This window comes from Bacillus sp. FSL R9-9492, from assembly GCF_038007365.1.
Classification (GTDB): Bacteria; Bacillota; Bacilli; order Bacillales; family Bacillaceae_G; genus Bacillus_A; species Bacillus_A mycoides.
In genome coordinates this window covers 5,303,458-5,316,773 of sequence record NZ_JBBOXC010000001.1, presented here as the reverse complement: position 1 = coordinate 5,316,773, position 13,316 = coordinate 5,303,458, and the positions used below count along the sequence as shown (strand labels likewise).

The 13,316-nt window shown below is 36.6% G+C and carries 14 protein-coding genes; all 14 read left to right on the top strand.

What is annotated here, in order from left to right; genetic code table 11:
- Positions 1 to 18: 18 nt before the first annotated feature.
- The 14 genes from MKY70_RS27400 to MKY70_RS27335 all read left to right on the top strand — a co-directional run bounded on the left by MKY70_RS27400 (position 19) and on the right by MKY70_RS27335 (position 13,239).
- The gene (locus MKY70_RS27400; protein ID WP_002139032.1) at positions 19 to 723 is read left to right on the top strand and encodes a YwmB family TATA-box binding protein; all 705 of its coding nucleotides are present in this window, start codon (positions 19 to 21) and stop codon (positions 721 to 723) included.
- A 39-nt stretch (positions 724 to 762) separates the two neighbouring features.
- Positions 763 to 2,067, top strand: coding sequence for a UDP-N-acetylglucosamine 1-carboxyvinyltransferase (gene murA / locus MKY70_RS27395; protein ID WP_002068497.1), 1,305 nt, complete (start codon positions 763 to 765; stop codon positions 2,065 to 2,067).
- 406 nt (positions 2,068 to 2,473) lie between these two features.
- Positions 2,474 to 3,493 (top strand): stage II sporulation protein D, encoded by a 1,020-nt coding sequence (gene spoIID / locus MKY70_RS27390; RefSeq protein ID WP_088031728.1) that lies wholly within the window; start codon positions 2,474 to 2,476, stop codon positions 3,491 to 3,493.
- Between the two features lie 102 nt (positions 3,494 to 3,595).
- Entirely contained in the window at positions 3,596 to 4,603 is a 1,008-nt protein-coding gene (locus tag MKY70_RS27385; protein ID WP_341026213.1) for a LytTR family transcriptional regulator DNA-binding domain-containing protein, read from the top strand.
- Positions 4,604 to 4,782: 179 nt separating this feature from the next.
- Positions 4,783 to 5,625, top strand: coding sequence for an ABC transporter ATP-binding protein (locus MKY70_RS27380; protein ID WP_088031730.1), 843 nt, complete (start codon positions 4,783 to 4,785; stop codon positions 5,623 to 5,625).
- Complete coding sequence (locus MKY70_RS27375; RefSeq protein ID WP_088031731.1) at positions 5,625 to 6,329, top strand: ABC transporter permease; 705 nt, start codon at positions 5,625 to 5,627, stop codon at positions 6,327 to 6,329. Before MKY70_RS27380 ends, MKY70_RS27375 begins: the two co-directional genes overlap by 1 nt.
- Before the next feature lie 160 nt (positions 6,330 to 6,489).
- Positions 6,490 to 7,485, top strand: a complete 996-nt coding sequence (locus MKY70_RS27370; RefSeq protein WP_088031732.1) for a M23 family metallopeptidase — start codon at positions 6,490 to 6,492, stop codon at positions 7,483 to 7,485.
- A 293-nt stretch (positions 7,486 to 7,778) separates the two neighbouring features.
- On the top strand, positions 7,779 to 7,913 hold the full coding sequence (locus tag MKY70_RS27365; RefSeq protein ID WP_002016211.1) for a hypothetical protein: 135 nt from the start codon (positions 7,779 to 7,781) through the stop codon (positions 7,911 to 7,913).
- 309 nt (positions 7,914 to 8,222) lie between these two features.
- Positions 8,223 to 8,495: a sporulation transcriptional regulator SpoIIID gene (gene spoIIID / locus MKY70_RS27360; RefSeq protein ID WP_002089714.1), complete on the top strand. Its 273-nt coding sequence runs from the start codon at positions 8,223 to 8,225 to the stop codon at positions 8,493 to 8,495.
- Between the two features lie 161 nt (positions 8,496 to 8,656).
- Positions 8,657 to 9,658 (top strand): rod shape-determining protein, encoded by a 1,002-nt coding sequence (locus MKY70_RS27355; RefSeq protein ID WP_002130035.1) that lies wholly within the window; start codon positions 8,657 to 8,659, stop codon positions 9,656 to 9,658.
- Positions 9,659 to 10,075: 417 nt separating this feature from the next.
- Positions 10,076 to 10,510 (top strand): 3-hydroxyacyl-ACP dehydratase FabZ, encoded by a 435-nt coding sequence (gene fabZ, locus MKY70_RS27350; protein ID WP_000931959.1) that lies wholly within the window; start codon positions 10,076 to 10,078, stop codon positions 10,508 to 10,510.
- Positions 10,511 to 10,863: 353 nt separating this feature from the next.
- Positions 10,864 to 11,541, top strand: a complete 678-nt coding sequence (locus MKY70_RS27345) for a CpsD/CapB family tyrosine-protein kinase (RefSeq protein ID WP_341026210.1) — start codon at positions 10,864 to 10,866, stop codon at positions 11,539 to 11,541.
- Between the two features lie 260 nt (positions 11,542 to 11,801).
- On the top strand, positions 11,802 to 12,545 hold the full coding sequence (locus MKY70_RS27340) for a YveK family protein (protein WP_341026208.1): 744 nt from the start codon (positions 11,802 to 11,804) through the stop codon (positions 12,543 to 12,545).
- Complete coding sequence (locus MKY70_RS27335) at positions 12,535 to 13,239, top strand: CpsD/CapB family tyrosine-protein kinase (RefSeq protein WP_341026206.1); 705 nt, start codon at positions 12,535 to 12,537, stop codon at positions 13,237 to 13,239. The genes MKY70_RS27340 and MKY70_RS27335 overlap by 11 nt, the downstream gene beginning before the upstream one ends.
- Positions 13,240 to 13,316 lie beyond the last annotated feature (77 nt).

The following is a 13,316-nucleotide window of genomic DNA, read 5'->3' as shown; positions in this document are numbered from 1 at the left end:
GGATAGGAGGGGATGAAATTGAAGTTTAAAGCCATTCTTATCGTTATCGTAAGTGTTGTTTTATTTTTGGTTGGATATAAAGAGATGAAACCTATAAGCGATGAACAGAAAATGGAGAGCATGATTGCAGCTTTAGAGAAGAACGATGCAAAAGTAGAGCGGTGGTCATGGTTAGCGCGAGAAACGAAAACAATTTCTAATATACATACGTTTCAAAAATTGTTAAACGATGTGAAGGAAGAGGCAAACATCGAAAGTTGGGAATTAGAACAATCTCCAGATGGATATAAGGCTACATCCTATAAAAAATCTTCTTCACATGAAGAACGAATAGTAGTAACTTGGAGTAAGGAAAATACTAAAGAAAACACTTTTATTATTTTTGAAGTGAGCGGGGCGAAATGGGACCCGAAGTACGTTCAGAACATGGATAAAATTTTTAGTGAAAAACCTATAATTTACACTTGTGTTCAAGGTGTACTGAATGATAAGATTGAAGGTGTTTTGCAAAATAAAACCAATCAGGTTTTGAAAGATCTTTCAGCAAGAGCGATCGAGCAGATAGAAGAAAGAGCATTTGTATCAGTCTCCGCATATAATAAAAAGTGGAATGACGCTCTTTCAACAAATAGAGAGAAAATAAATGTGCAAATAGCAATACGTTCTACAAACAACAAAGATACAATTGTGGTTGGCACACCGATCATAACTTCTGAGTATTGAGTGAATAGATACTGAAAAAAGGACACGGAGGGGAATAATTTGGAAAAGATCATCGTCCGTGGCGGAAAGCGGTTAAGCGGCACAGTGCGTGTTGAGGGCGCAAAAAATGCTGTATTACCTATAATCGCTGCAGCCCTATTAGCGAGTGACGGAAAGAATGTACTATCTGAAGTACCAGTATTATCTGATGTATACACAATTAACGAGGTATTACGTCATTTAAATGCTGAAGTCGTATTTGAAAATAACCAAGTAACAATCGATTCTTCTAAAGAATTAAACATTGAAGCACCATTTGAGTATGTACGTAAGATGCGTGCATCTGTTCAAGTAATGGGACCATTATTAGCACGTAACGGTCGTGCTCGTATTGCACTTCCTGGTGGATGTGCAATTGGTTCACGTCCAATTGACCAACATTTAAAAGGCTTCGAAGCAATGGGAGCGAAAGTAAAAGTTGGTAACGGATTTGTTGAGGCACACGTAGAGGGAGAACTAAAAGGAGCTAAAATTTATTTAGACTTCCCAAGCGTAGGCGCGACAGAAAACATTATGTCTGCAGCTACATTAGCAAAAGGGACAACAGTCCTTGAAAACGCAGCGAAAGAGCCAGAAATCGTTGACTTAGCTAACTTCTTAAATGCAATGGGAGCGAAAGTACGCGGTGCTGGAACTGGAACGATTCGTATTGAAGGCGTTGAGAAATTATATGGTGCAAACCACCCTATTATTCCTGACCGTATTGAAGCAGGAACATTCATGGTTGCAGCGGCAATTACAGGTGGAGACATCTTAATTGAAAATGCTGTGCCTGAACATTTACGCTCAATTACAGCGAAAATGGAAGAAATGGGTGTTAAAATTATTGAGGAAAATGAAGGTGTACGTGTTATCGGCCCAGATAAGTTAAAAGCGGTTGATATTAAAACTATGCCTCATCCAGGTTTCCCAACAGACATGCAATCACAAATGATGGCATTATTACTACATGCTGATGGAACAAGTATGATTACAGAAACGGTATTCGAAAACCGCTTTATGCACGTTGAAGAATTCCGTCGTATGAATGCTGATATTAAAATCGAAGGTCGTTCTGTAATTATGAACGGTCCAAGTAGCTTGCAAGGAGCTGAAGTTGGCGCAACTGATTTACGTGCTGCAGCAGCATTAATCTTAGCTGGTTTAGTATCAGAAGGTTATACTCGTGTAACAGAGTTAAAACATCTTGACCGTGGTTATGTAGATTTCCATAAGAAATTAGCTGCATTAGGTGCAACTATTGAACGTGTAAACGAAAAAGTAGAAGAAGTGAAAGAACAAGAAGTTTCTGATCTTCACGCTTAATTGAAGTAGTCTCTATGTCTTTTGACATAGGGGCTATTTTTTTTGGGTTATTACTGTTATAGTCAATAAATTCCATACTTATGCACGTCTCAGTGAAAATATTTAGAAAATTTTTGTTTTATTCCACTATTTGCGGTCAGTAAAACCCCACTGATTAAAGTTTCACTTTATATCGATACCCCCAAGTATGTTCTAAAAAATCCCGTAGTTCCATAAGAATGAAAGGAATCCAACTTTATCCCGCATTAACGGTCAGTAAAACTCCCACCTCAAAATTCGGCTGAAGCAAAGAAGTTAAGTGGAAGCCCTGCTGCCCGTAAATGCCCGATTGGTTCAACTAATAATCAGTGGGGGATGAACAAAACCCCCCACTGATTAAAGTTTCACTTTATATTGGGGGAATAGGATGAAATTTTCAAAGCCACTTTTCATTACAGTAGCGCTCTTAATAGCGCTCGTTATCATTGTACCTGCTGCTCTTGTTATTCCGTTTGCGAAAGCAAAAGTAGGGGAAGAAGCAGCTTCTAAAACTCCTCCAGCGATAGAAAGTATACCAGCTCCAGGGAAAGTGGATACAGCGGTTCAAGTTGCTGTATATCGTGATCAGCAGAAGAAGGTAGAAACATTACCTATGGAGGAGTATGTGGCCGGTGTAGTAGCTTCTGAGATGAATGCCAGCTTTGAAATAGAGGCGCTAAAGGCGCAGGCATTAGCAGCAAGAACATTTGTAGTGCAGCGTATGCTAAGCGGAGGTAAGAAAAACAATGCGGACGTGACAGATACGGTGAAAGATCAAGTGTACAAAAGCAAAGAGGAATTGAAGAAACAATGGGGTAATAACTACGAAAATAATTTAAAGAAAATTGAGGAAGCCGTTTCGCAAACCGCAGGACAAGTTTTAACGTATGATGGAAAACCAATTTCAGCATCCTTCTTCTCAACGAGTAACGGACGAACAGAAAATGCAGCTGATTATTGGGGAAATGATTATCCGTACTTGAAAAGCGTAGATAGTCCGTGGGATCAAGCCTCTCCAAAATTTACGAGTGAGCAAAAATTCACAGTAGCTGATTTTCAAAAACGTCTCGGTGTGAAAGTACTAGCAAACGGAAAGGTTGGTAATATTAAAGACCTTACGGAAGGAAAGCGAGTAAAGGATGTAGAGTTCCAAGGGAAAACATTAACAGGAAAACAAGTTCGTGAAAAGTTAGATTTACGCTCCTCAGACTTTACGTGGAAACAAGAAGGGGATAACATCACCGTTACAACGAAAGGATTCGGTCACGGCGTCGGTATGAGCCAGTACGGTGCGAATGGTATGGCAGCGGAAGGCAAGAAATATACAGAGATAGTCGCTCATTACTATAAAGGCATTGAAATAAAGACGATGAATGATTATGAAGGAAAATTGATGGTGAAGAAGTAGGTGTCAGGGGTTTCCTGATACCTACTTCTTTTTTGTTTAAAATATCATAATTTTCCATTAAATGTTTGGTATAATTAGAGAAAAATATTTGGGGGAGACAGAATGGCGTTATTGGAGTTGAAACAGTTAGGGAAGACGAACCAGTTACCGGCAATTGAGCTAGAGGTTGAGAAGGGACAATGTGTTGTTTTGCAGTGTAATAACCATACAGCTAAAGTGTTGCACCGCATCATTATCGGTGAAGAAGAAGCTTCAACTGGCAATGTACTATTTGAAGGCACAGCGATTGGAAAGAAGAATTATTCCCGCATCGGCTTTTGTTTTTTGAAAGATGAAGCATACGGTCGTTTGAAGGTGAGGGAGTACTTTAAGTTTATATTAGGGCTTTATGAATCTAACATGAGTATGGAAGAAGCAGTACAATATGTCGGTCTCCTAGATAAGTTGAACGTTAAAATAGAAAAATTGTCATTTTCAGAGAAACGCCGTCTTCATCTTGGGCGAGTTATGATTCATAATCCGGATTTAGTTATTTTAGAAGAGCCAGAGCAAAATGTGGATACAGAAAGTACGATCATTATTCGAAAAGCGATTATGAAAATGAAAGAGCAAGGAAAGGCAATCTTTATTACGTCCTCCTTTTTATCAGATGCCCTTTCGCTGACAGAAGATGTGTACATATTAAACAACGATGGTGTGAAAAAAGTAGAAATAGAGCAAGAGGAAGTTGAAGAAGTCGATGAAGAAAAAGTAGTTCAAATGATTCCGCAAATGAAACTTGAAAGAATTCCAGCGAAAGTGAACGATAAAATCATTTTACTGGATCCGATGGAGATCCATTTCATTGAAACACAAAATGGAGTGACACATATTCATGTGCGCGAAGGTGACTTCGTATGCGCATTAACATTAAGTGAACTAGAAACGAGATTAACAGGATTCGGATTCTTTAGATGTCATCGCTCGTACCTCGTTAATTTACAAAGAGTACGAGAAGTCATTACGTGGACACGTAATAGCTTTAGTTTAATTTTGGATGACGAAAGAAAAAGTTCAATCCCGCTTTCCAAAGGACGAATGGATGAATTAAAAGATGTGATTGGGCTATAAAAATGCTCCAATAAGCTCAAAATACGATTCATTCACCGGTAAAAATACTCCTTTTACCGGTATTTTACTGCGTAAACCCTTTGTTTTTCATATGATTGAGTCAAGAAAAGCGAAACAAACAAACGAAAAGCGCTAAAGCGACTTTCATCTATAAAAAGAAAAACAAAGGGGATGACGGAATGACATTGGCAATTGAAATGAAAGATGTAATGAAAAGTTTCGATGGAAAAACGGCCCTTCGAAATGTAAATATTGAGGTGAAGCAAGGAGAAATCTTTGGATTCCTCGGACCGAGTGGATCTGGTAAAACAACAACAGTAAAAATATTAACTTCTCAATTGCTTCATAGCGTTGGAACTGTAAGAGTATTAGGTAAAGACATTACAGGACCAAGTAGCATCGATTACAAACGAATCGGTATTTTAACAGACAATAGCGGCTTATACGAAAGACTTAGCATTTATGATAACTTACTATTATTTTGTGACTTATACGATTGTAAAAAAGAACGAATTGATGAAGTGTTAGCACAAGTGAACTTATTGGATGATAAAAAAACACAAGTGAAAAAGTTATCAAAAGGAATGAAGCAGCGCGTCATACTAGCGAGAGCAATCCTTCATAAACCAGATATTCTCTTCTTAGATGAACCAACATCCGCACTTGATCCAGTAAACGTACAAAACATTCATAAAATCTTAAAAGACTTAAATAAAGAAGGAACGACGATTTTCTTAACAACGCACAACATGGACGAAGCAGAAATGCTTTGTAACCGCATTGCCTTTCTGTGCGGAGGAGAAATAGTAGCTCTTGATACACCAGAAAACCTTCGCTTGCAATACGCGAAAGATCAAATACAAGTTGTGTTAACAGATAAGAAGAAAGAAATTGTGAAAAAAGATGAATTAGGGGCAAAACGCATTTCAGAATGGATGAAAAAAGGCGAATTACTATCTATTCATTCACACGAGCCAACGTTAGGCGATATCTTTATTGAAGTTACTGGGAGGGGATTATAATGACATTTTCAATGAGACGTGTATCAGCTATTTTTAGGAAAGAAGTACAAGATTTTAAGACAAATTCACAAGTGTTGTTAATGGCATCTTTACCACTTATATTTTCGGTTATATATAGCAAATTTGGAGTGGGCAAGCAAGTGTTGGGTACTACTACTATAATGTCCCTCCTGTTTGTCGCAGGTTTTGTTCAATCTATGGTAATTGCAGAAGAAAAAGAAAAACATACACTACGTGTGTTAATGTTATCCCCAGCATCTTCTGTTGAAGTTCTTCTTGGAAAGAGTTTATTAACAGCGGGCCTGACGATGGTCATTTGCGTTGCGAATTTATTCATTTTAGATCAATTAAATATAAATCTTCCATTGGTAGGATTGATATTCTTATGTGGAATTATTTTATTTATCGCGATTGGAACAATGATTGGATTACTTGCATCTTCTGTACCGCAAACATCATTAATCGGAATGCCTATTTTAATGACGATGTATTTAGCTGTACAATTTGAGCCACTTGTTGAAAATAAAACAATTAAGACGATGATTGAATATCTTCCAACATCTCATATTACAAAAGCGATGAGCAGTTTAGTAGATGGAGCTAGTTTTAGTAGTATGGGTGGTCATGTGTTGAACATTACAGTTTGGTTCATTCTTTCGCTTATTGCATGCTGGATCGTATATAAAAAGAAACAAATGGACTAAAAACTGAGCCGAAACGCTCAGTTTTTTCTTTTTTCATCATTTCCTCGGAAATTCCGCAATGCTTATACATATTTTTACAGATTTTGTCGAAAAGTAATTAGTTATAGGTTGTATAGGATGAGTGAATATTGTTCAAAATGATTGCTGAGGTGATGATGGAATGCGAGGAAGAAATAGTAAAAAGTCACAAAAGGTAGTACATTTATTTCAAAAAAGATGGGTGTTTCCGGCACTATACATTGCTTGTGCGGCGGTAATCTTAATGGTTGCGCTATGGTTCCAGGGAGCTAATCCAAAGAAAGCTCCGAACCAAGATCAAGCAACACCGTATACACAAACGGAAGATCCAGCAGTACCGGTAACAAAATCTTCAGAAGTAGTGAAAATGCCAGCTGCAGTAAATGCAGAAGTAGTAGTACAGAAGAAATTCTATGAAGATGCAGCATCAGAGGCGGAACAAGAAAAAGCACTTGTCTTTTATAACAACACATATTCCCCGAATAAAGGAATTGACATTGCTGCGAAAAACGGAAAAGAATTTGATGTTACAGCTGCTTTAAGTGGTACAGTAACGAAAGCTGAAAAAGATTCACTTCTTGGTTATGTTGTAACAGTAGATAGTGGAAATGGTGTAGCAGCATCTTATCAAAGCTTAGGCAGTGTGAAAGTAGAAAAAGGTGCAAGAGTCGCGCAAGGTGAAGTGTTAGGAAAATCAGGTCTAAATGCAATGAATAAAGATGCAGGTTCTTACGTTCACTTTGAAGTACGTAAAGACAATGTGGCTGTGAACCCTGAGCGTTACTTAAATAAATCAGTAGCAGAAATTAAAGCTGATGCAGGTGCTGCAAAGGCGACAAATGCTTCTGGTAAAAAAGCTGATGACAAATCTCAAAAAGAAGAAAAGTCAACAAGCACGAAACCAGAAAGTAAAACAGAAGATAAGTCTCAAAAAGAAGAGAAATCGACAAGCGGTTCGACTAGTGATAAAGAGACGAACGGCAAACAAGATGAGAAATCTCAAAAAGAAGAGAAATCAACAAGCGGCTCGACTAGTGATAAAGAGACGAATGGCAAACAAGATGAGAAATCTCAAAAAGAAGAAAAATCAACGAATGGTTCTACAGAATCATCTAACGGTTCTTCTTCACAAGAATAATAAAGTGAAAAAATCAGTTCTCATTAGGAGAGCTGATTTTTTTATCCCGCATTAACGGGCAGTAAGACTCCCACCTCAAAATTCAGCTGGAGCAAAGAAGTTAGGTGGGAGATCCACTGCCCGTAAACGCCCGATTGGTGAAGGCTAATAATAAGTGGGGGATGAACCCCTCCCCACTGATTAAAGTTTCACTTTATTTTCATATAAAAATAATCAGTTTCGGGAAAAAATTTGCAATAACAAGGAAAAATGACGAGATTCTCGAATATATATTACAAAAGGGAGGGGATACTGTGTCATTTTTATCTGTTCTGTCGATTGCTATCATTTTATTGTTTGTTTTATTCGCTTTATATTATTATATTGCCGGTAAGAAAGAAGTCCCCCACCATCAGTTGTTAGAAGAAGAATATGAAAGAGAAGAGTGACACCTTTTATAAAGAGGTGTCACTTTTTTTCGCCATAATTGTCATCGTTAACGTATTTCTCACAAAAAAACGTAATTTTTCTTAACTTAGTCCGCAAAAATAGTGAACATGTAGCATATATCAGTAGTGCGGGCAATACAATGGTATAAACCAATGCAAAGAGAGTGTTTGAGGTGAGAAATCGTGAATCATTTCATTATAAATCCAAGAATGTTTAACGCTTACAAACAGCACTCACATTTACTTCATAGTCGTATGCAGCGAGTCTCATTTCACACTTCTCACATCCAATTTAGGGAGGCGAGTGGTGTGCACGATTACATCAAAGAGAGAACTATCAAGATTGGCAAGTATATCGTGGAGACAAGAAAGACAGTGCGTGTAATCGCAAAGGAGTTTGGGGTATCAAAGAGTACAGTCCATAAAGATCTAACAGAACGTTTGCCAGAAATTAATCCAGAGCTCGCAAATGAAGTGAAAGAAATTCTTGATTATCATAAGTCTATTCGTCATTTAAGAGGTGGAGAAGCAACAAAGCAAAAGTACCGAAAAGAAGATACAGAAAACCCTGTGCGCCAATAAATCTAAAATAGCAAACATTCCTTGTGAATTCGGTAATATTTTTCAGAAGAATTCTTTTTGCGAATATTACGTTTCTGTTAAATTTATGATAAAATCAGAAATTAGGTGTAAAAGAATTCGGGTGTAACCTGATTTTGAATATCGAGGAGGAAATGACGGGAATGTTTGCGCGAGATATCGGAATTGACCTAGGTACGGCTAACGTATTAATTCATGTTAAAGGTAAGGGTATTGTATTAAATGAGCCATCTGTTGTGGCAATTGATCGTAATAGTGGAAAAGTATTAGCAGTAGGTGAAGAAGCAAGAAGTATGGTGGGACGTACACCTGGTAATATTGTAGCAATTCGTCCGCTTAAAGATGGTGTAATCGCAGATTTCGAAATTACAGAAGCAATGTTAAAGTATTTCATTAACAAATTGGACGTGAAGAGCTTCTTTTCAAAACCTCGCATTTTAATTTGCTGTCCAACAAATATCACATCTGTAGAACAAAAAGCAATTCGTGAGGCTGCTGAACGTTCAGGTGGTAAAACAGTATTTTTAGAAGAAGAACCAAAAGTAGCCGCAGTTGGTGCGGGTATGGAAATCTTCCAGCCAAGCGGAAACATGGTTGTTGATATTGGTGGAGGTACAACAGATATTGCCGTACTTTCTATGGGTGATATTGTTACCTCTTCCTCTATCAAAATGGCTGGCGATAAGTTTGATATGGAAATCTTAAACTACGTTAAACGTAAGTATAAGCTATTAATTGGAGAACGTACTTCAGAAAATATTAAAATTAAAGTTGGTACAGTATTCCCAGGTGCACGTAGTGAAGAGCTTGAAATTCGCGGACGTGACATGGTAACAGGTTTACCACGTACAATTACAGTATGCTCTGAAGAGATTACAGAAGCACTAAAAGAAGACGCAGCTATCATTGTACAAGCTGCAAAAGGCGTACTAGAGCGTACACCACCAGAACTATCTGCGGACATTATCGACCGCGGTGTTATTCTAACAGGCGGTGGAGCTTTATTACACGGTATCGACATGCTTCTAGCAGAAGAATTAAAGGTACCAGTATTAATCGCTGAAAACCCAATGCAATGTGTTGCTATTGGTACAGGTATTATGTTAGAGAATATCGATAAATTACCACGTCGTGCATTGAAATAAAGTGAGAAAGAGCTAAGGGAAAACCTTAGTTCTTTTTTTTGATTTTTTTAATTCTAATTTTTTACGAAAACGGAAGAAAAATAGAGGAAAATAAAGAAATAAGGTGATATATCCATATATATGGTTAAATTTAATGTTTTCTTATTTGAAAACGTATGTAATATAATGATTCGGAATACGACATTAAGGCAAAAAATGTTTAAATACATATTGCCTTTCCCTAATTTGGGCATACACTCTTTTCTACCTCCGTGTCAGTTGCTGAGAAGTGCAACTATTTTAATGGAATAGAGTGTGTGCATTTTTTTATAATTAGGAGGTAAAGTATTACTTTATAATGACAAATAATAAACAAAATGGGATAATAACAATATGTCCAAGTGGTAAGACCAATATTGTAAAAGGGGCGATTGTTACATGCTAAATATAGAACAAATTAAAGAAATCATTCCTCACCGCTATCCATTTTTACTTGTTGATAAAATATTAGAGGTGGATGAGGGGAAAAGAGCGGTTGGAATTAAAAATGTATCTGCAAACGAGGAGTTCTTTAATGGGCACTTCCCAGATTATGCAGTTATGCCTGGTGTACTTATTGTAGAAGCATTAGCGCAAGTTGGGGCAGTTGCTGTATTAAAGAAAGAAGAAAACCGCGGGAGACTTGCTTTCTTCGCAGGCATCGACAACTGCCGCTTCAAAAAACAAGTGCGCCCAGGTGATCAACTTCGTTTAGAAGTAGAAATGACACGCGTACGTGGACCAATCGGAAAAGGAAAAGCAATCGCAACAGTGGATGGTGAAGTTGCATGCGAAGCTGAAATTACATTTGCAATTGGTGATAAAAAAGAATAAAGAAAAATAAAAAAATCTCCTTGTGAAAAAAATTAAGGGAGATTTTTTTATTTTTGTTATATATTGATCAATCGTCAAAATGCAAACTAGTCAGAAAACAACTTGTAAATATATGGTTATTGTCATATGATTACTTTATTATTTATTTAGAAAATAGGATAAACGATAAAGGTATTAAAGAAGTAAAGTCATTGTCATATTGTTAAGGCATTTATATAAGACAAAGTAGAATGTTATTGATTATGATGAGGTGTGGGGAAGTTAGCGATATAAAATATTAATTAGACGTATGAAATCGAGCATAAGAGAGAGAAGAGGGGAAAGGCCGTATTTCACAAAAGGAGATTATGAATATGTTCGGGAGAAAGAAAAGAAAGCCATTAAAACAATTAATTACACATAAAGAGCCTAAATCGCGTATTGCAGAACAATACCGCAACATTCGTACGAATATTGAATTTACATCTGTAGATAATCATATGCGTTCTCTTATTGTCACTTCAGCAGATCCAGGTGACGGAAAGACGACGACAATTGCAAACTTAGCAGTTGTTTTCGGTCAACAAGGAAAGAAAGTTTTAGTAATCGGAGCTGACTTACGTAAGCCAACGATACAAAACTTATTTGCAATTCATAATTCAAATGGATTAACGAGCTTATTATCAGGACAAGCGAAATTAATGCAATGCATTCAAAAAACAGATGTAGAGAACGTATATTTAATGGCGGCAGGTCCAATTCCGCCAAACCCAGCTGAACTATTAGGGAGCCGGGCTATGGACGAGGCGTTGCTAGAAGCATATAACATGTTTGATATTATTTTAATCGATACACCACCTGTCCTTGCGGTTACGGATGCACAAATACTTGCGAATAAATGTGATGGAATCGTACTCGTTGTACGCAGTGAAAAGACAGAAAAAGATAAAGTCGTAAAAGCGAAACAAATATTAGATAAAGCATCTGGCAAAATACTCGGTGTCGTTTTAAACGATAAAAAGGAAGAAAAAGAGCAGTATGGTTATTACTAAAATATAAAAAGCCAACAAAATTTTTGTTGGCTTTTTATTGTTTTCTAAAAATTCTTTATCAAGTTACACAGTATGAAAAATATGATAAAATAAAAATTTTGGAAAATGATTGGAATGTGTTGTCATATTTAAGATTATTTTGTAAGATTAAACTTGTTTCTTGTGAACAAATATAGAACTGAATTATTAAAAATGAAAAATGTAAGATTTATATGTTATAATTTTTCCTATGTGTAAATTTTAGAAAGTTGGAGGAACTTATGGAAGAAACAATCAGTTTAAAAGAGTTATTTCATATCTTAAAAAAACGTTTAGCAATGATCCTCGTAATCGCCTTTGGTGCAGCTATTGTAAGTGCTATCATTAGCTTCTTCTTCATGACACCAATCTATCAATCTTCAACGCAAATTCTTGTGAATCAGAAGAAGCAAGAAGGGGCAATGTTACAGGCTGGTGAAATACAAACGAATATTCAATTAACGAATACATATAAGGTTATTATTAAAAGTCCAGTAATCTTAGATCAAGTAAATGAAAAATTAAATTTAAATATGAATGCGCAAGCTTTAACTGGAAAAATTAATGTTGCAAATGAAAAGGATTCACAGGTCATTTCTGTAACAGCTGAGGATAAAGATCCGAAACTAGCTCGTGATATTGCTAATGCAACTGCAGAAGTATTTAAAGGTGAAGTTGCAAAAATTATGAATGTTGATAACGTAACGGTATTATCGAAAGCAGAGGTTGCGGAAAATCAATCTCCGATTAAGCCAGTTCCTATGCTTAATGTAGCAATTGCTTTCGTTGTTGGCTTAATGGCTTCAGTTGGTCTTGCATTCTTACTAGAATACTTAGATAACACAGTGAAAAAAGAAGAAGATGTAGAAAGCTTACTTGGCTTACCAGTGTTAGGTATTGTAGCTCGTATGGATGAAGAAACAGCAAACGTGAAATCACATGCTCCATCATCAAGAAAAGTGAGGGGACAAACAATTGGCTCTTAATAGTTTATTTAAAAAGAAAAAAAATCATCGTCAACGTCGTCAATTAATTGCTCATCAACAACCGAAATCACCAATTTCAGAACAATATCGTAATATTCGAACGAATATTGAGTTTGCAGCTGTTGATAAAAATATACATTCATTAATGATAACATCTGCGAATCCAAGTGAAGGGAAAACGACAACGACAGCGAATATGGCGGTTGTGTTTGCTCAACAAGGAAAGAAAGTATTATTAATTGATGCAGATATGCGTAAACCAGCGATGCATCAAATGTTCCAAGTAGACAATATTGTCGGATTAACGAATGTATTAACAAAGAGTGAACGTTTAGAGAAATGTGTACAAATGACAGCAGTTGATAATTTACACTTTTTAGCGTGTGGTCCAATCCCTCCAAATCCAGCGGAATTGTTAGGTTCGAAATCAATGCAAGAACTTCTTGCTCAAGCATATAGTACGTATGACTTAGTTATTTTCGATTTACCACCAATTTTAGCTGTAACAGACGCGCAAATTATGGCGAATGTATGTGATGCATCCATTCTTGTCGTTCGTAGTGAATCGACAGAAAAGGAAACAGCGGTAAAAGCAAAAGGATTATTAGAATCTGCAAAAGGTAAATTGTTAGGCGTTGTTCTGAACGATCGTGAACGTGAACAAGGCTTATATTATTACTATGGTGCTAACTAATTAAAAAGTGAGATATGGCTAGAACATATCTCCTTTTTTCCTTTGAATATGAGATATATCTCATATTCAAAGGAAAA